General features: G+C 71.1%; 21 protein-coding genes and 1 riboswitch. Of the genes, 13 read left to right on the plus strand and 8 right to left on the minus strand.

The window, feature by feature from the left end; translation table 11 throughout:
* Positions 1-22 precede the first annotated feature (22 nt).
* Positions 23-1,630 (plus strand): alpha-glucosidase, encoded by a 1,608-nt coding sequence (locus tag C9E82_RS01320; RefSeq protein WP_119899901.1) that lies wholly within the window; start codon positions 23-25, stop codon positions 1,628-1,630.
* A gap of 27 nt (positions 1,631-1,657) precedes the next feature.
* Here C9E82_RS01320 and C9E82_RS01325 read toward each other — a convergent pair whose 3' ends face one another.
* The 3 genes from C9E82_RS01325 to C9E82_RS01335 all read right to left on the minus strand — a co-directional run bounded on the left by C9E82_RS01325 (position 1,658) and on the right by C9E82_RS01335 (position 4,466).
* Positions 1,658-1,843, minus strand: a complete 186-nt coding sequence (locus C9E82_RS01325; RefSeq protein WP_119899904.1) for a hypothetical protein — start codon at positions 1,841-1,843, stop codon at positions 1,658-1,660.
* 188 nt (positions 1,844-2,031) lie between these two features.
* Positions 2,032-3,537, minus strand: coding sequence for a malonate--CoA ligase (locus tag C9E82_RS01330; RefSeq protein ID WP_119899907.1), 1,506 nt, complete (start codon positions 3,535-3,537; stop codon positions 2,032-2,034).
* The gene (locus C9E82_RS01335; RefSeq protein ID WP_119899909.1) at positions 3,534-4,466 is read right to left on the minus strand and encodes a LysR family transcriptional regulator; all 933 of its coding nucleotides are present in this window, start codon (positions 4,464-4,466) and stop codon (positions 3,534-3,536) included. The genes C9E82_RS01330 and C9E82_RS01335 overlap by 4 nt, the downstream gene beginning before the upstream one ends.
* Positions 4,467-4,600: 134 nt before the next feature.
* Here C9E82_RS01335 and C9E82_RS01340 point away from each other — a divergent pair, with 134 nt between their 5' ends.
* The 3 genes from C9E82_RS01340 to C9E82_RS01350 all read left to right on the plus strand — a co-directional run bounded on the left by C9E82_RS01340 (position 4,601) and on the right by C9E82_RS01350 (position 6,950).
* Entirely contained in the window at positions 4,601-5,542 is a 942-nt protein-coding gene (locus C9E82_RS01340) for a ring-cleaving dioxygenase (RefSeq protein WP_119899911.1), read from the plus strand.
* A 63-nt stretch (positions 5,543-5,605) separates the two neighbouring features.
* Entirely contained in the window at positions 5,606-6,148 is a 543-nt protein-coding gene (locus C9E82_RS01345; protein ID WP_119899914.1) for an NADPH-dependent FMN reductase, read from the plus strand.
* 40 nt (positions 6,149-6,188) lie between these two features.
* Positions 6,189-6,950 carry a VOC family protein gene (locus C9E82_RS01350; protein ID WP_119899916.1) on the plus strand — a complete coding sequence of 254 codons (762 nt, stop codon included), beginning with the start codon at positions 6,189-6,191 and terminating at the stop codon, positions 6,948-6,950.
* Positions 6,951-7,020: 70 nt separating this feature from the next.
* Here C9E82_RS01350 and C9E82_RS01355 read toward each other — a convergent pair whose 3' ends face one another.
* Both C9E82_RS01355 and C9E82_RS01360 read right to left on the minus strand, forming a co-directional pair.
* Positions 7,021-7,350 carry a GNAT family N-acetyltransferase gene (locus tag C9E82_RS01355; protein ID WP_119899918.1) on the minus strand — a complete coding sequence of 110 codons (330 nt, stop codon included), beginning with the start codon at positions 7,348-7,350 and terminating at the stop codon, positions 7,021-7,023.
* Between the two features lies 1 nt (position 7,351).
* Positions 7,352-8,869 carry a VOC family protein gene (locus C9E82_RS01360; RefSeq protein WP_119899921.1) on the minus strand — a complete coding sequence of 506 codons (1,518 nt, stop codon included), beginning with the start codon at positions 8,867-8,869 and terminating at the stop codon, positions 7,352-7,354.
* 166 nt (positions 8,870-9,035) lie between these two features.
* Here C9E82_RS01360 and C9E82_RS01365 point away from each other — a divergent pair, with 166 nt between their 5' ends.
* From C9E82_RS01365 to aroQ, 4 genes are all read left to right on the plus strand, one after another.
* On the plus strand, positions 9,036-9,971 hold the full coding sequence (locus C9E82_RS01365) for a pirin family protein (RefSeq protein WP_119899923.1): 936 nt from the start codon (positions 9,036-9,038) through the stop codon (positions 9,969-9,971).
* Positions 9,972-9,985: 14 nt separating this feature from the next.
* Entirely contained in the window at positions 9,986-10,531 is a 546-nt protein-coding gene (locus tag C9E82_RS01370; protein ID WP_119899925.1) for a DUF924 family protein, read from the plus strand.
* A gap of 63 nt (positions 10,532-10,594) precedes the next feature.
* The gene (locus C9E82_RS01375; protein WP_122449171.1) at positions 10,595-11,809 is read left to right on the plus strand and encodes an asparaginase domain-containing protein; all 1,215 of its coding nucleotides are present in this window, start codon (positions 10,595-10,597) and stop codon (positions 11,807-11,809) included.
* A gap of 29 nt (positions 11,810-11,838) precedes the next feature.
* On the plus strand, positions 11,839-12,270 hold the full coding sequence (gene aroQ / locus C9E82_RS01380; protein WP_119901147.1) for a type II 3-dehydroquinate dehydratase: 432 nt from the start codon (positions 11,839-11,841) through the stop codon (positions 12,268-12,270).
* Positions 12,271-12,607: 337 nt separating this feature from the next.
* Here the strand turns inward: aroQ and C9E82_RS01385 are convergent, their stop codons facing one another.
* From C9E82_RS01385 to cobO, 3 genes are all read right to left on the minus strand, one after another.
* Positions 12,608-13,972, minus strand: coding sequence for an alpha,alpha-trehalose-phosphate synthase (UDP-forming) (locus tag C9E82_RS01385; RefSeq protein ID WP_119901148.1), 1,365 nt, complete (start codon positions 13,970-13,972; stop codon positions 12,608-12,610).
* A complete protein-coding gene (otsB, locus tag C9E82_RS01390) occupies positions 13,969-14,691 on the minus strand; it encodes a trehalose-phosphatase (RefSeq protein ID WP_119901149.1) in 723 nt (240 codons plus the stop codon). The genes C9E82_RS01385 and otsB overlap by 4 nt, the downstream gene beginning before the upstream one ends.
* A 205-nt stretch (positions 14,692-14,896) precedes the next feature.
* The gene (gene cobO / locus C9E82_RS01395) at positions 14,897-15,550 is read right to left on the minus strand and encodes a cob(I)yrinic acid a,c-diamide adenosyltransferase (protein WP_122449172.1); all 654 of its coding nucleotides are present in this window, start codon (positions 15,548-15,550) and stop codon (positions 14,897-14,899) included.
* A gap of 39 nt (positions 15,551-15,589) precedes the next feature.
* Positions 15,590-15,788, plus strand: a riboswitch (cobalamin riboswitch).
* Between the two features lie 88 nt (positions 15,789-15,876).
* Here cobO and C9E82_RS01400 point away from each other — a divergent pair.
* From C9E82_RS01400 to C9E82_RS01420, 5 genes are read left to right on the plus strand one after another with little or no spacing between them, the layout of a single operon-like run.
* Positions 15,877-16,284: a DUF1636 family protein gene (locus C9E82_RS01400; RefSeq protein ID WP_119901228.1), complete on the plus strand. Its 408-nt coding sequence runs from the start codon at positions 15,877-15,879 to the stop codon at positions 16,282-16,284.
* 3 nt (positions 16,285-16,287) lie between these two features.
* On the plus strand, positions 16,288-17,334 hold the full coding sequence (cobW, locus tag C9E82_RS01405; protein ID WP_119901227.1) for a cobalamin biosynthesis protein CobW: 1,047 nt from the start codon (positions 16,288-16,290) through the stop codon (positions 17,332-17,334).
* Positions 17,335-17,343: 9 nt separating this feature from the next.
* Positions 17,344-20,598 (plus strand): cobaltochelatase subunit CobN, encoded by a 3,255-nt coding sequence (cobN, locus tag C9E82_RS01410; RefSeq protein ID WP_122449173.1) that lies wholly within the window; start codon positions 17,344-17,346, stop codon positions 20,596-20,598.
* The gene (gene cobG / locus C9E82_RS01415) at positions 20,595-21,716 is read left to right on the plus strand and encodes a precorrin-3B synthase (protein ID WP_119901115.1); all 1,122 of its coding nucleotides are present in this window, start codon (positions 20,595-20,597) and stop codon (positions 21,714-21,716) included. Before cobN ends, cobG begins: the two co-directional genes overlap by 4 nt.
* Positions 21,716-22,345, plus strand: coding sequence for a precorrin-8X methylmutase (locus C9E82_RS01420; RefSeq protein ID WP_122449174.1), 630 nt, complete (start codon positions 21,716-21,718; stop codon positions 22,343-22,345). Before cobG ends, C9E82_RS01420 begins: the two co-directional genes overlap by 1 nt.
* Positions 22,346-22,348: the final 3 nt, after the last annotated feature.

Here is a 22,348-nt window from a genome sequence, read left to right on the forward strand (position 1 = left end):
GGCGACCGACAAGGAGAGCTTCATGACCGAATGGTGGCGCGACGCGGTGATCTACCAGATCTATCCCCGCAGCTTTCAGGACAGCGACGGCGACGGGATCGGCGACCTGCAGGGCATCACCGGCCGGCTGGACCATGTGGCGGGGCTGGGGGCGGATGCGATCTGGCTGTCGCCGATCTTCACCTCGCCGATGAAGGACATGGGCTATGACGTGTCGGACTATACCGGGATCGATCCGCTGTTCGGCACCCTGGCCGATTTCGACGCGATGGTCGCCCGCGCCCACCAGCTGGGGCTGAAGGTCATCATCGACCAGGTGCTCAGCCATACCAGCGACAAGCATCCCTGGTTCCAGGAAAGCCGCACCAGCCGCACGAATCCCAGGGCCGACTGGTATGTCTGGGCCGATCCCAGGCCCGACGGCACGCCGCCCTCGAACTGGCCTTCGGTCTTCGGCGGCCCGGCATGGGAATGGGAGCCGCGCCGCCGCCAGTATTACCTGCACAACTTCCTGGCCGAGCAGCCCGACCTGAACTTCCACCACAAGCCGGTGCAGGACGCGCTGCTGGACACAATGCGCTTCTGGCTGGATCGCGGCGTGGACGGCTTCCGGCTGGACACGGTGAACTATTACTTCCACGACGCGGCGCTGCGCGACAACCCGCCCAATCCCGACCATGACGGCCCCGAGACCTACGGCTTCCAGCGCCATGTCTTTTCCAAGAACCGGCCGGACAACATCGCCTTCCTGCGGCGGATGCGGCAGCTGACCGACGAATACGAGGCGCGGATGATGGTGGGCGAGGTCGGCGACGGCGGCCAGGCGGCGATCGACATCATGGCCGAATACACCGCCGGCAACGACCGGCTGCACATGTGCTACAGCTTCGAGATGCTCAGCCCGGCCTTCACCGCCGCGCATTTCCGCCGCGCCATCGAGGGCGTGCGCGAAGGCGCCCCGGACGGCCATTCCTGCTGGAGCTTCTCGAACCACGACGTGATCCGCCATGTCAGCCGCTGGTCGGACCATGCGCTGGATCCCGAGGCGCTGGCCCGCCAGGCGGCGGCGATGCTGCTGTCCTTCCCCGGCACCATCTGCCTCTACCAGGGCGAGGAACTGGGCCAGCTGGAAACCGACCTGGCCTATGAGGAACTGACCGACCCGCCCGCCCTGCGCTTCTGGCCCGAGGTCCGGGGCCGCGACGGCTGCCGCACGCCGATGGCCTGGGACGCAAGCGAACCCAATGCCGGCTTCAGCGCGGCGCGGCCATGGCTGCCGATGAAGCCGCCCCAGGCCGAGCGCGCCGTGGCCGGGCAGATGGCCCGGAACGACAGCGTCCTTGCCGCCTATCGCGCCACCATCGCGTTGCGCAAGGCGACGCCGGCACTGCGCTGGGGCAAGGCGGCCTTCCTGGACCTGCCCGAGCCGATCCTGGGCCTCTGCCGCAGCCATGAAGGGCAAAGCGTCACCTGCCTGTTCAACCTGTCGAAAGACCCGGCCATCCTGACCGTCAGCGGCAAGACGGCGCTTACCGGCCCCGCCCATGCCACGCTTGCCAAGGGCCGCCTATCGCTGCCCCCGAACGGCTTCGCCTGGCTCGAAGGCAGCCCGAAGCTGACCGTCGCCTGACGCCGCGCCCTGCCCGGCGGGGGGCGCTCAGCCCTCGGGCTTGCGCCAGACGAACAGCGCCAGGAACAGATAGATCCCGGCCCCGCCGAACAGCACCGCCCAGAACGGGCTGTCGTTATACAACTCCACCCCCGCCCAGATCAGCGGCAGCACCACGCACAGCACCCGCACCCACAGCCGCCTGAAGAACGGCGCATTCGGATCGACCAGCATCTTTCCCCCTTCTCGCCGGCCCGCGCCCCGCGAACCGCCCGACGCCTGCATATCCCCGGATCCCGCCCCGCGCAAAGCCCGGTTCCTTTCATCTTGGCCCAAATATCCCCGGGGGGAGCCGCCGGAACGGCGGCCGGGGGGCAGGCAGCCTCCCGCCACCGCGCCGCCAAGCGCAAGCGCAGGCCGCCTCACCCCGCGAACAGCCCGGCATGTTCGGCGCGCAGGGCGGCCTTCTGCACCTTGCCCATGGCATTGCGCGGCAGGGCCTCGACGACCAGCACCTGCCGGGGCTGCTTGAACCGCGCCAGCCGGCCCTCCAGCCCCGCCAGGATCGCCTCGGGCTCGATATGGGCGCCGGGCCGGCGCGCCACCACCGCCACCACCCCCTCGCCCAGGTCGGGATGCGGCAGGCCGATCACCGCGCTTTCCAGCACCCCCGGCAGCCGGTCGATCTCCTCCTCGACCTCCTTGGGATAGATGTTGAACCCGCCCGAGATGATCAGGTCCTTGTCGCGCCCGACGATGGTGACATAGCCGTCCCCGTCCACCTGCCCCAGGTCGCCGGTGGTGAACCAGCCATCGTCGGTCAGTTCCTCGGCGGTCTTCTCGGGCATCCGCCAATAGCCGCGAAAGACGTTCTGGCCGCGCACCTCGATCATGCCGATCTCGCCCGCGGCGACCGGCTTGCCGCCCGCGGTGATGCGCAGCTCGACGCCGGGCAGCGGCAGCCCGACCGTGCCCGCCCGCCTGTCGCCCTCATAGGGGTTCGAGGTGCTCATGCTGGTCTCGGTCATGCCATAGCGCTCCAGGATCCGGTGCCCGGTCCGCTCCTCGAAGGCGCGATGGGTCTCGGCCAGCAAGGGCGCGCTGCCCGAGGTGAACAGCCGCATCCCCGCCACCAGGTCCCGGTCGAAATCGGGCCGGTCCAGCAGCCGCGTGTAGAAGGTCGGCACGCCCATCATCGCGGTCGCCCGCGGCAGCAGCCGGATGACCTCGTCCAGGTCGAACTTCGCCAGCCAGATCATCGCGCCGCCCGACAGCATCACCACATTCGAGGCGACGAACAGCCCGTGGGTGTGGAAGATCGGCAGCGCGTGCAGCAGCACGTCGTCGGGGGTGAAGCGCCATTCGTCCACCAGCACGCGGGCATTGGACAGCAGGTTGTCATGGCTCAGCATCGCGCCCTTGGACCGCCCCGTCGTCCCCGAGGTATAGAGGATCGCCGCCAGGTCGCGGCCCTTGCGGGCGCAGGGGCGGTGCTCCTCGGGATGGCCCTTGGCGGCCTCGGTCAGGCTGCCGCCGCCATCGGCGCCAAGGGTCAGCAGCCGGGTGCCCGAGGGCATGAAATCATCGCGCTGCCCGGCGCGGGCGGGGTCGCAGACGACCAGCGCCGGTTCCGCGTCGCCGATGAAATAGGCGATCTCGGCCGGCGTATAGGCGGGGTTCAGCGGCAGAAACACCGCCCCCGCCCGCACCGTGGCCAGATACAGCGCCATCGCCTCGGGCGATTTCCCGGCCTGCACGGCCACGCGGTCGCCGGGCTCCACCCCCTGCGCCGCCAGCATGTTCGCCAGCCGCCCCGACAGGCGGTAGAGCCCGTCATAGCTGATCTGCGTGCCGTCCGGGCGGATCAGCACGGGCCGCGTATCGCCCTGATGCGCGCCCATCAGCGCGTCGAACAGCGTGTTGGTCATCCGGTTTCCCCCTCGTCATCGCCATCCTGCAGCCCGCGTTGCCAGGGCGGGGAATCGGCAAAAGCATTGGTCACATGATCGATGAACAGGCGCAACTTGCGCGGCATCGGCCGCACCGGGGGCCAGACCAGGCTGACCGGCAGCGGCTGCTGCGGCAGGCCGGGCAGCAGCCGCACCAGCCGCCCGTCGCGCAGGGCGTCATGGACGATGAACAGCGGCAGCAGCGCCAGCCCGACCCCGCCGATGGCCAGGTCCCGCATCGCCTCGCCGTTATTGGCCGTCACCCGGCCGGGACGCGGCGGGCGGATCTCGGGGCCGAAGGGCCAGATCTCGGACAGCCGGGCGTTCAGATAGAGGATGATCTCGTGATCCGGCAGTTGCGCGGGCGTCGCGACCGGGCCGTGCCGGGCCAGGTAGTCGGGGCTGGCGACCAGCGCGCGCGGATCCTCGCAGACCCGCCGCGCCATCAGCGTGCTGTCCTTCATCAGCCCGATGCGCAGGCCCACGTCGAAGCCCGAGCGGCCCAGGTCGGTCAGCTGGTCGTCATAGTCCAGCACGATCTCCAGCCCCGGATGGGCGCGGGCGAAGCCGGCGATCACCGGGCCCAGGTGGCGGATGCCGAAGCTCATCGGCGCGGCGACGGACAGCCGGCCGCGCAGCTCGGCCTCGCCGCCCGCCACGCTTTCGGTCGCCGCGACCAGTTCGGCCAGCGCCGGGCGCAGCCGCTCGGCCAGCGCGTGGGCGGTGTCGGTGGGCGCGATCCGGCCGGCATGGCGCGTGAACAGCGGCACGCCAAGCGCCGCCTCGAAATCGCTGATCCGCTTGCTGACCACGGATTTCGACAGGTCCGCCCGCGCCGCGGCGCCCGAGATGCTGCCCGCGTCCAGAACCGCCAGGAAGGTCTCTATGTCGTTGATCGTCCAGCCCATGAGGGAACATTACCGCCCTCTGGGCCGTTCGCAATATCCGAACGCCGCTTTGCCGCCCTGCCCGGTGCCGCGAACGGGGGCGCCGCGCCATATTGCAGCCAGACCCATGAACGCTTCCCGAAAGGAGGTCGCAAATGCAACTGACCGGCATCCACCACCTGACGGCGATCACCGCCGACGCGCCGGGCAACAACCGCTTCTATACCCAGACGCTCGGCCTGCGCCGCGTCAAGAAGACGGTCAACCAGGACGACACCTCGGCCTATCACCTGTTCTTCGCCGATGGCGCCGGCACGCCCGGCACCGACATCACCTTCTTCGACTGGCCGGTCGCGCGCGAACGGCGCGGCACCCATTCGATCAGCCGCACCGGGCTGCGCGTGGCCGAGGACAGCCTGGACTTCTGGGCCGGGCGGCTGGCCGATCTGGGTGTTTCCACCGGCAAGATCGCCACGCTGGACGGCCGCGCCAGCCTGGATCTGGAGGATCCCGAGGGCCAGCGCCTGCGCCTTGTCGCCGCCCCGCAGCCGGTGGGCGAGCCGTGGCAGGACAGCCCGGTTCCCGCCCCGCACCAGATCCGCGGGCTGGGGCCGATCACCATCTCGGTCCCCGAACTGGCCCCGACCGAGGCGGTGCTGACGCAGGTGATGAACATGCGCCGCATGCGCGACTATCCCAGCCCCGACGGCGAAGGCCAGGTCCATGTCTTCGAGATGGGCGAGGGCGGCGCGGCGGCGGAATTGCACGTCGCCGTCCAGCCCGGCCTGCCCACCGCGCGCCAGGGCGCGGGCGCGGTCCATCACGTCGCCTTCCGCGTGCCCGACCGTCCCACGATCCGCGACTGGGCGCAGCGGCTGGCCGAATTCCGCGTGCCGAATTCCGGCGAGGTCGAGCGTTACTACTTCCGCTCGCTTTACTTCCGCGAGCCGGCGGGCAATCTGTTCGAGATCGCCACGGACGATCCCGGCTTCGATGTGGACGAGCCGCGCGAGACGATGGGCCAGGCGCTGTCGCTGCCACCCTTCCTGGAACCGAAGCGCGCGCAGATCGAGGCCGGGCTGAAGCCGCTGGACTGAACCCGGCGGAACCATGCAACAGGGGGGCGGGCCGCCGCCCCCTTCAACGGGAAGGAAAGACGCATGACGAAGATTCTGGGCCTTTCGGGCAGCCTGCGGCGCGCCTCGTTCAATTCGGGCCTGCTGCGCGCCGCCGCCCAGCTGGCGCCGGACGGGGTCGAGATCGTCATCGGCTCGATCGCCGGGGTGCCGCTCTATGATGGCGACGACGAGGCCGCGAACGGCACGCCCGCCGCCGTCGCCCGGCTGAACGAACAGCTGGCCGAGGCGGACGGGCTGCTGCTGGTCTCGCCCGAATACAACAACGGCGTTCCGGGCGTCTTCAAGAACGCCATCGACTGGATGTCGCGGGGCGAGGGGCTGAAGCTGTTCAAGGGCAAGCCCGTCGCCGTCACCGGCGCCTCGCCCGGCAATTTCGGCACCACGCTGGCCCAGACGCATTGGCTGCCGGTCCTGCGCACGCTGAACACGCGGCCATGCTGGGAAGGGCGGCTGATGGTGTCGCGGGCGGGCGATCTGTTCGACGCCGAGGGCAACCTGACCGATGCGGCGACCCGCAAGCGGCTGGCGGATTTCGTGGCCGGCTTCGCCGCCAGCATCGGCTGAGCATTCGTCCCGGCCGCGCAACCGAGATCAGGAGGACGCAATGACCCCACGCTCCATCGACCATGTCGCCCTGACGGTGCGCGACCTGCCCGGCATGGCGGCCTTCTACGAGACCGCGCTGGGGCTGGTCCCGCAGGGCGGCGACGATGCCATGCGGCGGCTGGGGGCCGGGGACCGCACATTGCTGGAACTGCGCCACGACCCCCAGGCCCACCCGCGCGATCCGCACCAGGCGGGGCTGTTCCACACCGCCTTCCTGCTGCCCCAGCGCGCCGATCTGGGCCGCTGGCTGCGCCATGCTGCCGAGACCGGGGTGCAGCTGACCGGCGCCTCGGACCACGGCGTCAGCGAGGCGCTGTATCTGGACGACCCCGAGGGCAACGGCATCGAGATCTATTGGGACCGCCCGCCGTCGGACTGGGTTCGCGACGGCGACCGGATCGAGATGTTCACCCGCCGGCTGGACCTGGACACGCTGTCGCGCGCCGCAAGCGGCGACTGGCAGGGCGCGCCGGATGGCAGCCGCATCGGCCATGTGCACCTGCAGGTCGGCGACCTGGACCGCGCCGATGCCTTCTTCCGGGGCGAACTGGGCCTGACCCGGACCTTCGACGGCCCCGGCGGCGCCTGGTATGGCTGGGACGGCTATCACCACCATCTGGCGGGCAATGTCTGGAACAGCCGCGGCGCCGGGCTGCGCGACCCGCAGATGACCGGGCTGGCCGAGATCGTGTTGGACGCCCCCGACCATGCCGGCCGGGTGCTGCGCGATCCCTGGGGCACGGTGTTTTCCGCGCTCTGACCCGCCCGCCCGCAACACGTATCGCCCGCAGCGCCACCGCTGCGGGCTTTCGCATCGCGCCGGGTCGGCCTCAGCCCGGCAGCTTCGGCTTTTCACCGGGCGCGGTGGTGAAGACATCCGCCCAGTCCGGGTTCCTGGCATATTGCGCCTGCACATAGGGGCAAAGCGGGATGATCCGGAAGCCTTCGGCCCGCGCGTCCTCGACCATGAAGCGCACCAGCGCCCCCGCCGCGCCGGTGCCGCGCAATTCGTCGGGCGCGCCGGTATGGTCGGCGCTGATCCGGCCCTCGCCCCGGCGGGTGAAGGTCAGTTCGGCCTCGGCCTGGATCCCCTGAACGCGCGCGACATAGCGCCCGCTGCGGGGGCCGGTTTCTTCCTTGGTGACAGTGATCTCAGCCATCTCAGGCTCCTTTCATCCAGTCCTGCGCCGCCGCCAGGTCGGCCGGCGACAATTCATGCCCGGCCTCGATCCGGCGGGCATCCAGTTCGGCGCCGCCGGCGCGCAGCCAGTCCTCCAGCGCGGGGGCATAGGCGCCATAAGGGTCCCGCGTCCCGGCCAGCGTCAAGACCCGCGTGCCCGACAGATCGACCTGCGGCAGATCGTCAAGCACCGCCATCGGCCGCACGAGGATCGCCCGGCGCAGCAGGCCCGGAGACAGCGCCATCACCGCCCCGGCGAAATTCGCGCCGTTGGAATAGCCCAGCACCGTGATCCGGCCGGCGTCCAGCCCGTAGCCCGCCACGGCGCCCTGCAGGAAGGCCTCGAAGGCGGCAGCCTCGGCGCGGATGTCGTCCTGGTCGAAGCTGGTCATCGAACTGCGGCGGAAGAACCGCGCCACGCCTTCCTCGGTCGAGCGCCCCCGCAGGCCCAGAAGGGTCGCGCGGGGCGCGATGCGATGGGCCTGCGGCATCAGGTCGGATTCGTTCCCGCCGGTGCCGTGCAGCAGAAGCATGACCGAGCCGTCGGGATCGTCCGGCTGGTGGAAGCGGTGGGTGAAGGGCAGGTCGCGCATCGGTCTCCTTTCCTCGCCCGGCCGGGCGAATTGCGGCAGCATGACGCGCAACTCATCCGCGCGGGCCGCGAAATGCGGGGGAATCATCAGGGTCCGGCCCAGCTGGCCGGGGGCCTCGTCGATGGCCATTCCGGGCCCGTCGGTGGCAAGCTCGATCAGCGTCTGGCCGGGTTCGCGCAGATAGAGCGACTGGAAATACTTGCGGTCATGGGCGACCGTCTCGCCATGGTTGCGCAGCGCAAGCCGCGCGCGATGGGCCTCGATCGCGGCCAGGTCGGGCATCCGCAGCGCCACGTGGTCGATGGTGCCGGTCCCCGGAATGCCGGGCACGAAGCCCGAGGCATCGCGGATGTCCAGCGCATCCCTGTCCGAGACCAGCCGCCGCACGCCGCCCTCGGCCGGGCCCTCGCGAAAGCCGAAGGCAGACAGGAAGGCGGCGGTCTGTTCCGGCAGCTCGGACCAGATCGTCACCGCCCGCACTCCGCGCGGCGCGGCGGGCCAGCCCCGGTCGGGCATGTCGGTGCCCACCAGCTTGACGATGATGCCGTCGGGATCCTTCAGCCGCAGCACCGGCTCGCCGAACTCGCGCGAGGGGCCCTCGATCCGCAGCTGCCGCTGCATGGCGCGGGTCAGCCAGTCGCCGATCCGGGCGCGCGGGATCTCCAGCGCGATCTCGGCCACCTGGCCGTGGCCCGTGCGGCCGGGCGCGCCGTCCTGCCAGACAAGGAAGCTGACCAGCGTGCCCGGCGCGCCATGGGCGTCGCCATAGAACAGGTGCAGCTGCTCGGCATCCTCGAAGCCGCCGGTCTGCTTGACCAGTTCCAGCCCCAGGAAGCCCATCCAGAAATCGACATTGGCCTGCACGTTCCGGGTCAGGGCCGTGACGTGATGGATACCGCTGCTCATCTTCGCCTCCGCTTCGGGTGGGTGTCGCGTCCAAGATGCGCAATGCCGCGCGGCCTTGCCACCGGGGCGGGACCGCAACCCCGCGTTCGGTTTTCCAGAACGGGTTTCGTCTTTGTGTTCGCCGGATTCGCACCTATCCTTGCCCTCAGCCACAGGAGGACCCCCCATGAGCTGGAACCCCGCCCTGAGACCGGGCTGCCCCGACGAGATCGGCCCGGACGCCATCGAGACCCTGATCATCCCGCGCGCCCGCGACATCGGCGGCTTCGAGGTCCGCCGCGCCCTGCCCGCCCCCAAGCGGCAGATGGTCGGCCCGTTCATCTTCTTCGACCAGGCCGGCCCGGCCGAGTTCCTGACCGGGCAGGGCATCGACGTGCGCCCGCATCCCCATATCGGGCTGGGCACCGTCACCTATCTCTATCGCGGCGATTTCCACCACCGCGACAGCATCGGCAGCGACCAGATCATCCGCCCCGGCGCGCTGAACTGGATGGTCGCGGGCAAGGGCGTGACCCATTCCGAACGCACCTCGGCCCAGGCGCGGCAAGGGCCGAACAGCCTCTTCGGCATCCAGACCTGGATCGCCCTGCCCGAAAACCACGAGGACATGGAACCCGCATTCGAGCATCACGGCAAGGAGGAATTGCCGATGGTCGAGGACCAGGGCATCAGCGCCCGGCTGATCCTGGGCCATGCCTATGGCCAGCAGGCGCCCGCGACGATGTTTTCCGAAACCTTCTACCTGGACGTGACACTGGCCCCCCGCGCCCGCTTTCCGCTGCCCACCGATCACGAGGATCGCGGCATCTATGTCACCGAGGGCAGCATCCGCATCGCCGGGCAGGAATTCGAGGCCGGGCGGATGATGGTCTTCCGCCCCGGCGACGCGATCACCGTGCAGGCGGGCGACCGGGGCGCGCGGCTGATGGCGCTGGGGGGCGAAACCCTTGGCGGGCCGCGCTATATCTGGTGGAATTTCGTCGCCTCGTCGAAGGAACGCATCGAGGAGGCGAAACGCCAGTGGCAGGCCGAACGTTGGGGCCAGGGCCTGTTCGACCTGCCCGCGGGCGACCGCGACGAACATATCCCGCTGCCCGAATGAACAAGGAGCAACACATGACCGTCAAATCCGCCGCCGAGGTCCACGCATTCTGGTTCTCGGACGAGATGCGCCCGAACTGGTTCGTCAAGTCCGACGCCGTCGACCGCCGCATCGCCGAGGAATTCGGCCCCACCTACGAGGCCGCCCACCGGGGCGAGCTGGACGGTTGGGCCGAGACGCCGCAGGACGCGCTGGCGCTGGTGGTCGTTCTGGACCAGTTCCCGCGCAACATGTTCCGCGGCGATCCGCGCAGCTTCGAAAGCAACGACCTGGCGGTGAAACATGCGCGCCTTGCGGTGGATCGCGGCTTCGACGCGGAGCTGGACGTCGAGGGGCGGCAGTTTCTCTACCTGCCCTTCGAGCATAGCGAGGAACTGGGCGACCAGGACCGCTCGGTCGCGCTCTACGAGGCGCTTGGCGACGCCGACGCGCTGGACTATGCCCACCAGCATCGCGACATCATCGCCCGCTTCGGCCGCTTCCCGCATCGCAACAAGGTGCTGGGCCGCGAGGATACGCCGGAAGAGGCCGAGTTCCTGAAGACCCATACGGGGTTCTGACCGGCTGGCGCCGCGGGGCCCGTGCCGCTATCTCTGGTCCGACGGGACCAGAGGGGACGGGCGATGAGGATCTGCGTCATCAATACCGGCGGCACGATTTCCTGCGTGGGCCAGCCTCTGGCACCCATGCCCGCCGGGGATTTCGCCCGCGCCGCCCGGGACCTGCTGATGCCCGCGCAGAAGGCCCGGCTGCCGGCGCTAAAGCTGCATTTCGCCACCGGCCTGCGCTTCGCAAGCGGGTCGAGCACGCTGGACAGCACCGACCTGCAGCCCGCCGACTGGTGCCGGATGGCGGGCCATGTTCTGGACCATTACGCCGATTTCGACGGCTTCCTGATCCTGCACGGCACCGATACGCTGGATTTCACCGGCGCCGCGCTGCCGATGCTGCTGAACGTCGCGGCGACGGACGGCCGGGCGCGGGCCCTGCTGTCGAAGCCGGTAATCCTGACCGCATCGCAATTGCCGCTGTTTCGGGAAGGCCCGCGGGGGCTGGTGCTGAACGCGGGCAGCGATGCCTTCGTCAACCTGGCCGGCGCGCTGGCCTGCATGGCCCTGCGCCTGCCCGAGGTCACGGCCTTCTTCGACGGCCAGCTGTTCCGCGCCAGCCGCATCCTGAAGACCAGCACGACCAGCTTCGGCGCGTTTTCCAGCCCGCATCTGCCGCCCCTGGCCCGGCTGGGCACCGGCACCACGCTGCACGCGCCCGCCCTGCCCCCGCCGCCCGCGCATCTGTCGCTGGCGGATCCCGCCGCGCTGGCCCTGGCGCGCGGCCAGCTGCGCGCCGTGGCGGCGGCCATCGACGCCCATCCCGTGGCCCAGATGGACGCCTTCCCGGCCCGCGCCCTGCCCTCGGGCGATGCCTTCCTGGCGCAGATGATCCGCGCCACGGTCGGGATCGGCGCGAAGGGGCTGGTGCTGCAATCCTATGGCGAGGGCAATTTTCCGTCCGGCGCGCCCGGCGATCCGGCGCGCGGCGCGATCCGGCAGGCGCTGGCCGAGGCCGAGGCGGCGGGCGTGGTGATCGTCGCGGCCAGCCGGGTGCTGCAGGGCAGCGTCGGCGCGTTCCACTATGCGGCCGGGGCCTGGCTGGCCGAAATCGGCGCCGTCAGCGCGCGGGACATGACGCCGATGGCCGCCTTCGCCAAGACCATCGTGCTTCTGTCCGCCGCCGCCCATCACGGCTGGGACCGCGACCGGGTCAAGGCGCTGATCGGCCGCGACCTGTGGGGCGAAGGTGGCGCGGGCGGGGCTGACAGCGGCGACGCGACAGGCTAGCAATCAACCAGGCGACAAGGGGGAAAGCGATGCCGACGATCTATGTGCTGAACGGGCCGAACCTGAACCTGCTGGGCAAGCGCCAGCCCGAAATCTATGGCAGCGAGACGCTGGAGGATGTCGGGCTTCTGTGCCGCGACGTGGCCCCCGGCTATCAGATCCGGCTGCTGCAATCGAACCACGAGGGCCAGATCGTGGACTGGATCCACGAGGCGCGCGAGGACGCCTGCGGCATCGTCATCAACCCCGCCGCGCTGACCCATACATCGGTCGCCATTCTCGACGCGCTGAACGCCTTCGACGGCCCGGTGATCGAGGTCCATATCAGCCAGGTCCACAAGCGAGAGCCGTTCCGGCACCATTCCTATGTCTCGATGCGCGCCGACGGGGTGATCGCCGGGCTGGGGATCGAGGGCTATGCCGCCGCCACCCGCCGCATCGTCTCGCTGACCGCCGAATAGCCTCTGCCGGCAAAGGCGAAAAAAAAGCCGCCGGATTGTCCGGTCGTAGGGAGGAGGAACGACCGGGTCCGGCGGCTGAACCAAGACACCCGTTTGCGCGCGGGTGAGGAGGATATCAGCGGAAGCTCTTGTTGCTCCACCAGGCCATCCTGCGCCCCTTTGGCCGCACAGTCACCCCTGCGCGCAACCCCTGCCGGGCCGCGGATGCTGCGACGCGGCGCATGTGCCGGCGAAATGCGCGGCGGACCCGCCCCGCCGCCAGTTTGCCCGGAAAACGGGCATATCCGGGTTGAATCCGGGACCGGCGCGACAACCGCAAGCCGCGCCCACGGCCGAATCAGTCCGAATCCCGCGCGCGCCCCAGCGCGTCCAGATAGCTGGCCGACCACCAGGTGACGTCATGTTCCACCACCTCGCGCAGCAGCGCGGCATGGCGGCGGCGGCGCTCGTTCGCGCTCATCCGCATGGCGGTTTCCATCGCCTCGGCCAGTTCCCACGGGTCATGGGGATTGATCAGCAGCGCCTGGTCCATGGTCTCGGCGGCACCGGCGAAGCGCGACAGGATCAGCACGCCGGGATCGACGACGTTCTGCGCCGCGACATATTCCTTGGCGACAAGGTTCATGCCGTCGGCCAGCGGCGTCACCAGCCCGATATGCGCCTGCCGATACAGCCCCGCCAGCGTCGCGCGCGGCAGGGAGCGGTGCAGGAAGCGGATCGGGGTCCAGTTGATGGTCGCGAACTGGCCGTTGATGCGGCCCGCCAGATGCTCGGTCTCTTCCAGGATGTCGCGATAGGCCTGCACCTCCTCGCGGGTGGGGGGCGCGACCTGGAGGAAGGCGATCTTCTCGTGCAGGTCGGGATGGTTCTCCAGCAGGATCTGGAAGGCGCGGAATCGCTGCGGGATGCCCTTGGAATAGTCCAGCCGGTCCACGCCGATCATCATCTCGGCCCCGGTCAGGCTGCGCATCCGGTCCTCGTTGGGGGCGCGGCGGGCCTCCTGGATGAAGGCCGAGGCGTCGATGCCGATGGGAAAGACCGCCGCGCGCAGCCCGCGCCCCGCCAGCCGGAAACGGTCGCCGCCCAGTTCCTCGATCCGGGACAGTTCCTGCGCGGATTGCACGAAGGCGTTCAGGTCGCGATGCGCCTGGAAGCCCAGCAGGTCGTAATGGGACAGCCAGCCGAACAGCTCGGCCGGGTTCGGCAGGGCGGCGCAGTCCTGCGCGCCGGGAAAGGGGATATGCAGGAAATGCCCGATCGGCGCGGTGACGCCGCGCGCGCGCAGCTCGGCGGCCAGCGGGAACAGGTGGTAATCCTGCACCCAGATCCGGTCGCCCGGCTGCAGATGCGGCAGCAGCAGGTCGGCCAGCCGGGCATTCACGCGGCGATAGCCCTCGACATATTCCGGCAGGATCCGCATCAGATCCGCCCGCCCGTGGCACAGCGGCCACAGGACCGAATTGGAACAGCCGACGTAATAGGTCTCGTAATCCTCTTCGGTCAGGTCGAACGAGGCGCGCTGGAAGCGGGCGCCGTCATGGAAGGTCAGCCGGTCCTCGGGGGACGGGGAGGTCTCGCCCGAGAAGCCGACCCACAGCCCGCCGGAATTGCGCAGCGCATCCTCCAGCGCGACCACCAGCCCGCCCGAGGGATTGTCGCCCAGGGGCAGCCGGTTCGAGACGACGACAAGCCGCGGGCTCATGCCGCGTCCTCCAGCCAGCGCAGCACCGCCGCCGGGTCGGGCAGCCGGTGGCGGGCGGCGCTGTCGCCGGGGCCGACCTTGACGCCGAAGCCGCCCAGGGCCTGCGCCTCGGCGATGGCGGCCTCGTCGGTCAGGTCGTCGCCGGCATAGACCGGCAGGCGCCCGGCAAAGGGCGGCTGCGCCATCAGCCCGGCCAGCGCCCGGTCCTTGCCGGCCCCGGCCGGGCGCAGTTCCACGGCCATCTTGGCCGGCTGCAGCGCCAGCATCGGATAGTCCCCCGCCAGCCGGATCATCGCCTGCGTCACCCAGCCGCCCAGGTCCGGCGCGGCGCGGTAATGCAGCACGACCCCGTGCGGCTTGGGCTCCACCAGCAGCGCGGGATGCGGCGCGGCCAGTTGCCGCACCCGGTCCTGCAACCGGGCCACGTCGAAACCGTCCGCCGCCATCACCGGCCGCACCGGCTGGCCGGGCAGCGACAGTTCGGCACCGTGGCTGCCCGCCACCGCGCCGGGAAAGCCGGGCAGGAAGCGCCGCAAATCGCCCGCCGCCCGCCCCGAGATCAGCGCCACCGCGCCCCCCAGCCGGTCATGCAGCCGCGACAGGACCGGCGGCAGTTCCGGGGGCACCCGCACCGCGTCGGGGGTGGGGGCGATCTCTACCAGGCAACCGTCGAAATCCAGGAACAGGGCGGCATCGGCAGGGATCCTGTCGGGAAGCATGGGCGGGGTCTCTCCTGTCTTTTCATCTGCGGCGTGTGGGACCGCCTGCGCGGCCGGGCACCGGAACGGCACCCTGCCGGGACGGAACGCACGAGCCTGTGACGTGAACGACAGCACAACCCGCGACGAACCGTTCCGGTTCACATTCGCGCAGGACGATGTCGCGCCAGAATCCGGATCGCGGCCCAGATTGCGGCGGCAGGGGTCAGAACTCAACCCCCGGCTGGGCCTTGATGCCCGCCCGGAAGGGATGCTTGACCAGCGTCATCTCGGTCACCAGATCGGCGGCCTCGACCAGCGCCTCGGGCGCGTTGCGGCCGGTCAGCACGACATGGGTCATCGGCGGCTTCTCGGCCGCAAGGAACGCCACCACCTCGGCCGCGTCCAGATAGCCGTAGCGCAGCGCGATATTGATCTCGTCCAGCAGCACCATGCGGATGTCCGGGTCGCGGATCAGCTGCTTCGCCTTCTCCCAGCCCGCCTGCGCGGCGGCGATGTCGCGCGCCTTGTCCTGGGTTTCCCAGGTGAAGCCCTCGCCCATCGCGTGAAACTGGCACAACCCGCCGAAATGGCTGGTCAGCAGGCGCCGTTCGCCCGTGTCCCAGGCGCCCTTGATGAACTGCACCACCGCGCAGGGCATGTCATGGGCGACGCAGCGCAGGATCATGCCGAAGCCGCTGGAGGACTTGCCCTTGCCCGGCCCGGTATGGACGATGACCAGCCCCTTCTCGCCGGTCTTGCCTTCCATCATCCGGTCCCGCGCGGCCTTGATCTTCGCCATCTTCCCGGCATGGCGGGCCTGTTCCTCGGGGGTGATCTCGGGGGTGACGGGGGGGTCGATGTCGCGGCTGTCGGTCATGCTTTCGCTCCTCCGGCTTGACAAGACAGGGGCGCGCGCCTCAGGTGGGACGGCGCTGGTTCCTGTCTATGACAGGCGAAGAGGGAATGCGACAGGCTTCACGCCTTAAAGCAGCCGCCCCCGCGACCGTGACCGGAAAGGTCGCCCGTTCCACTGGCAACAGCCGGGAAGGAGGGCCGACCGTTGGGGAAACCCTGGATCCGCAAGCCGGGAGACCTGCCAGCGCGGGAATGTTGACGGGCGGACGGGGTGATCCGCGCCGGGCTGGCGGGGTTTGCCCGCCTCTCGGACATGCGCCCCGGTCGCGGATCGAGGGAAGGGCCGCAATGCCGCGCGCGATACTGCATGTCTGCACCACCTGCCGGGGCGCTGCCCCCCAGGCAGATGCCGACCCCCGCGCCGAGGCGCAGGCCGACCCCCGCCCCGGCGCGGTGCTGCACGGCGCGCTGATCGCCCATGCCCCGCCCGAAGGGGTCGAGATCCGCCCCGTCGAATGCCTGTCGGCCTGTACTCAGGGCTGCTCGGTCGCGCTCAGCGCGCCGGGGAAATGGTCCTATGTCTATGGCCGCCTAACGCCGTCCGACGCCGCCGAGATCCTGTCGGGCGCCGCCGCCTATGCAACCGCCCCCGACGGGCTGGTGCCCTGGCGCGAACGCCCCGCCATCTTCCGCAAGCAGAGCCTTGCCCGCATCCCGCCGCTTCTTCCCCTGCCCGATCCTTCAGAAAGTGAGTGATCCATGTCCGACCTGACCAAAACCCCCGTCACCGTCATCACCGGCTTTCTCGGTTCCGGCAAGACGACCCTGATCCGCCACCTGATGGCCAATCCGCAGGGGCGGCGGCTGGCGGTGCTGGTCAACGAATTCGGCACCGTCGGCGTGGACGGCGAGATCCTGAAATCCTGCGCCGACGAGAATTGCCCGGCCGAAAACATCCTGGAGCTGTCGAACGGCTGCATCTGCTGCACCGTGGCCGACGACTTCATCCCGACGCTGGAGCGGTTGATGGCGATGCCCCGGAAGCCCGATCACATCCTGATCGAAACCTCGGGCCTTGCGCTGCCCAAGCCCTTGCTGAAGGCCTTCGACTGGCCCGCGATCCGCTCGCGCATCACCGTGGACGGCGTGATCGCGCTGGCCGATGCCGAGGCCGTCGCGGCGGGCCGCTTCGCGCCCGACGAATCCGCCGTGCAGGCGCAGCGCGAGGCCGATGACAGCCTGGACCACGAGACCCCGCTGTCCGAGGTCTTCGAGGACCAGATCGCCTGCGCCGACGTGGTGCTGCTGACCAAGGCCGACCTGGCGGGCGAGGCCGGCCTGGCCACCGCCCGCGCGGTGATCGAGGCCGAGGTGCCGCGCAGGCTGCCGATCCTGCCCGTGACCGAGGGCGCGATCGACCCGAAGGTGATCCTGGGCCTGGGCGCCGCGGCCGAGGACGACCTGGCGGCGCGGCCCAGCCATCACGACGGCGCGGACGACCATGAACACGAGGATTTCGACACGGTGGTGATCGAGCTGCCCGAGATCGAGGACCCGCAGGCGCTGGCCCGGGCCATCGAGCGGCTGGCGGCCGAGCAGAACATCCTGCGCGTCAAGGGCCATGTCGCCGTCGCGGGCAAGCCGATGCGGCTTCTGGTGCAGGCGGTGGGCGCGCGGGTGCGCCACCAATACGACCGGCCCTGGGGGGACGCGGCGCGCCTCTCGCGCTTGGTGGTCATCGCCGAACATGACGACGTGGACGAAGCGGCGATCCGCGACGTGCTGCTGGGCGCCGTTCCGGCCTAGGATCGCGCCATGCACATCGTCTTTCGCGAAAGCCACGGCCTGGAGGAGACCGACACCCCCTATGATCCCGGCCAGACACCGGGCGAATTGGTGGTGCTGTCCTTCTCCGACAGCGACCTGGGCGCTTTCGCGGCGGGCTGGCGCAGGGCACAACGGGGGGCGCAGCGGGGGGCGGCAGGGGGCCTGCCATCGCTGCGGCTGTGCAACCTGGTGGCTTTGCGCCATCCGGCCTCGGTCGATACCTATGTCGAGAACACGCTCTCCGGCGCCAGGGGCATCCTGATCCGGCTGATCGGGGGCGAGGCCTATTGGCCCTACGGCCTCGCCTCGGTGCAGGACCTGGCGCGCAGGCGCGGCATCGCGCTGACGGTGCTACCCGGCGACGGGCGCGACGATCCGCGGCTGGAGGCGGTCTCGACCGTGCCCGGATCGGTGCTGCAACAGCTAAAGCGGCTGTGCGACGCGGGCGGTGCGGTGGCGGCGCAGGCGGCCCTGGCGCAGCTGGCGATCGCGGCGGGGCTTTACGCGGCGCCGGTGCCCGGCCAGAAGACCCTGCCGGATTTCGGCTTCTACGATCCCGACCGGGGCGTGATCGCCGCGCCGCCCGATGGCCCGCTGGCGCTGGTCTGCTTCTATCGCAGCTATCTGGCCGCCGCCGATACCGGCCCGGTCGATGCTCTGATCCACGCCCTGCGCGGCGCAGGTTTCACCGCTTGCGGGGTCTTCGCGCCCTCGCTGAAATCCCCCGGTTTCGCCGACTGGCTGGCCGGCAGCGGCTGCGCGCCCGCGACCATCGTCAACGCCACCGGCTTTTCCGTCCGGGCCGAGGGCGGCGGCACACCCTTCGACCCCTTCGGCTGCCCGGTCTTCCAGGTCGCGCTGTCGACCAACCGCCGCCGCGAATGGGCGCGTGCGGAACGGGGACTGTCGCCCGCCGACCTGGCCATGCATGTCGTCCTGCCCGAGGTCGACGGCCGCATCTTCGCCGGCGTGGTCAGCTTCAAGGCGCCCGAGCCGCGCGACCCCGCGCTGCAATTCTCGCGCTTCGCCCACCGGCCCGACGCCGACCGCATCGCCGCCGCCACCGCCCGCATCCGCGCCTGGCACCGGCTGGCGACGACGCCCGCGCCGGATCGCCGGATCGCGCTGGTCCTGTCCACCTATCCCGGCCGCGACTGGCAGATGGCCCATGCGGTCGGGCTGGACGCGCCCGCCTCGGCCGATGCGCTGGCCGGGCTGCTGGCCGCGCAGGGATACGACGTCGCCCCCGGCCCCGGCGCGGCGGCCCTGGCAGGCGAGCGCATCGCCTGGCCGCTGGCCGATTACCTCGCCGCGCTGGCCGAACTGCCCGCCAACCTGCGCGACGATCTTGAGCAAGCATGGGGCGCGCCCCAGGACGACCCGGCCTGCGATGGAAAATCCTTCCACTTCGCCGCCATCCGCCGCGGCAAGCTGCTGCTGGCCCTGCAGCCCGAGCGCAGCCACCGCGCCAGCCGCGACGACGATTACCATGACCTGACCCGCGTGCCGCGCCATGGCTATGTCGCCTTCCATCTGTGGCTGCACCAGCAGGGCCTGCACGCGCTGGTCCATATGGGCGCGCATGGCACGCTGGAATGGCTGCCGGGCAAGGCGGTGGCGCTGTCGGACAGCTGCTGGCCGCAGGCGCTGGCGGGCGATCTGCCGGTCGTCTATCCCTTCATCGTCAACGATCCGGGCGAGGCCGCGCAGGCCAAGCGCCGGCTCGGCGCGGTGACGCTTGGCCATGTGCCGCCGCCGATGACCGCCGCGAAGCTGCCCGACGGCATGGCGGGGCTGGAGCGGCTGCTGGACGAATATTCGACCGCCGACGGGCTGGACCCGGCGCGGCGCGACCGGCTGATCGCGGCCATCCGCGACGAGGCCCGCGCCCTGGGCGTCGAGGGCGACCTGGGCATCCCCCCCGACGCCAGCGCCGCCGAGGCGATCACCCGCATCGACCGCTTCGTCTGCGACATCAAGGAAAGCCAGTTCGGCGAGGGGCTGCATGTCTTCGGCACCGGCCCCTGCGGCGCAGAGGAACGCGCGGGCCTGCTGGCGGCGCTGGCCGGGCGGCATGTGGCGCCGGGGCCCTCGGGATCGCCCGCGCGGGGCCGGGCCGACGTGCTGCCCACCGGGCGCAATCTTTTCAGCGTCGACCCCCGCGCCGTGCCGACTCCGGCCGCCCATGCCCAGGGCGTCAAACTGGCCGAGGAACTGCTGCGCCGCCACCTTCAGGACCACGGCGACTGGCCGCGCGGGCTGGTCTTGGACCTGTGGGGCAGCGCGACCATGCGCACCGGCGGCGAGGAATTCGCCATGGCCCTGCACCTGGCGGGGCTGAAGCCGGTCTGGGATGCCGGCTCGGGCCGGGTCTCGGGCATCGAGCTGGTGCCGCTGGCGCTGCTGGGCCGGCCGCGCATCGACGTGACGCTGCGGGTCTCGGGACTGTTTCGCGACGTGTTCCCGGTGCTGGCGCAGCTCTTCGAAACCGGGGCCGAGGCGCTGGCCGAACGCGGTGAATCGCCCGGCGACAATCCCTATCTGGCGCGCGGCCCCCGCGTCTTCGGCCCGCAGCCCGGCCAGTACGGGCTGGGCATGGGCATCGCGGCGGAAACCTTTACCGAGGCCGCGCGCCATGCGGCGGGCGAGGCATGGCTTGCGGCCTCCAGCTGGGCCATCGGCCGCGACGGCAGCCCGCGCCCCGACCGCGCGGCGCTGGAATCGCGGCTGGCCCATGCCGACAGCTTCGTCCACGCCCAGGACCTGCCCGAGACCGACCTGCTGCTGGCCGCCGATTATGCCGCGCACGAGGCCGGCTTCGCCGCCGCCATGGCCCGGATCGGGGCCGATGCGCCCGCGCTCTATCACCTGGACGCGACGCAGCCCGACCGCCCCCGCGCCCGAACCCTGACCGAGGAAATCGCCCGCACCATCCGCGCCCGCGCCTCTGACCCGCGTTGGGCCGATGCGATGTGCGCGCATGGCTTCCGCGGCGCGGCCGAGATCGCGGCGACGCTGGACCATCTGGCCGCCTTCGCCCATCTGGCGGGCGCGGTGCCGCCGCATCTGTTCGACCTCTATCACGACGCGACGCTTGGCCGGCCCGAGATCGTGGCCTTCATGCAGGAGGCCAATCCCACCGCGCTGGCCGCGATGCGCGACCTGTTCCGCCGCCTGCGCGAGGCCGGGCTGTGGGCGACGCGCCGCAACTCGATCGCCGCCGCGCTGGAGGCCGGGACATGAGCCGCATCAAGGGATGGTGCCCCGGCGCCCTGCGGCCGATGGAATCGGGCGACGGCTGGGTCCTGCGCATCCGCCCGCGCGGCGGCCGGCTGAGCCCGGCGCAGGCCATGGGCATCGCCGCGGCGGCGCGGACGCATGGCAGCGGGCTGATCGACCTGACCGGCCGCGCCAACCTGCAGCTGCGCGGCGTGACCCCCGCCACCCACGCCCCGCTGATCGCGGATCTGCGCGCGCTGGAGCTGATCGACGCCGATATCGCCACCGAGACGCGGCGCAACATCACCGTCACCCCCTTTGCCGATCCGGCGACCGATGCCGTCGCGGCGGCGCTGGAACGGGCGCTGGCCGCAAGCGGCCTGACCCTGCCGGCGAAATTCGGCTTTGCCGTCGATACCGGCCCGGCGCCGGTGCTGGGCGACACGCCCGCCGACATCCGGCTGGAACGCGGCAGGGATGGCGGGCTGATCCTGCGCGCCGATGGCATGGCCCTGGGCGCGCGCTGCGCCGATCCGGCCGGCGATGCCGTGGCGCTGGCGGCGTGGTTCCTGGCGCGGGGCGGCGCAATTGACGGGCGGGGCCGGATGGCGGCGCTGATCGCGCGCGGCGCGCGGCCGGAAGGCGCCGGCACCGCACCCGCGCCCGCCGCCCCGCCGCCGGGGCCGGGGCCCGTCGCGCAAGGCGCGCTGGTCGCGCTGGAATTCGGGCAGCTCGACCCCGACACCCTGCGCGCGCTGGCCGCGCTTGGCCCGCTGCGCCTGACGCCCTGGCGGATGCTGCTGGTCGAGGGCGCGGCCACGCCCCCCGACCTGCCCGGCCTGATCCTCGACGCCCACGACCCGCGCCTGCGGCTGCGCGCCTGCACCGGCGCGCCGGGCTGTCCGCAGGCCCATGGCGCGACCCGGCCGCTTGCGCGGCGGCTGGCGCCGATGGTGCCGCGCGGGCAGGTGCTGCATGTCTCGGGCTGCGCGAAGGGTTGCGGTTGGCCTTTCCGCGCCGATCTGGCATTGGTCGCCACGCCGCATGGCCTTGACGTGATCCGGGGCGGCCGCGCCTCGGACCCGCCCGCGCTGCGCGGCCTCGACCCCGACCGCCTGCCGCCCCTGCCGGAGCTGTTCTGATGCCCTATGACTATGAAAAGGACGGCGCCGCGATCTATCGCCAGTCCTTCGCCACCATCCGGGCCGAGGCCGATCTGGCGCGCTTCGACGCCGACGAGGAGCCCGTGGCCGTGCGCATGATCCACGCCGCCGGGCTGGTCGGGCTGGAGCGCGACATCCGCTTCACCCCCGGCATGGCGGCGGCGGCGCGCGCGGCGCTGGCGGCGGGCGCGCCGATCCTCTGCGATGCGCGCATGGTCAGCGAGGGCGTGACCCGCCCCCGCCTGCCGGCTGGCAACGCCGTGATCTGCACGCTGAACGACCCGCGCGTCCCGGATATGGCGCAGGCGATGGGCAATACCCGCTCCGCCGCCGCGCTGGAGCTGTGGCGCCCGCATCTGGCGGGCGCCGTGGTCGCCATCGGCAATGCGCCGACCGCGCTGTTTCACCTGCTGAACATGCTGGAGGACCCCGCCTGCCCCCGCCCCGCCGCCATCATCGGCTGCCCGGTGGGCTTCGTCGGCGCCGCCGAATCCAAGGAGGCGCTGTTTCACGCGCAGCCCGCGCCCTGCCTGGTCGTCCGCGGGCGGCTGGGCGGCTCGGCCATCACCGTGGCCGCGATCAACGCGCTGGCCAGCCGGAAGGAGTAAGGG

It is taken from the genome of Paracoccus sigandri, assembly GCF_003709565.1.
Classification (GTDB): domain Bacteria; phylum Pseudomonadota; class Alphaproteobacteria; order Rhodobacterales; family Rhodobacteraceae; genus Paracoccus; species Paracoccus siganidrum.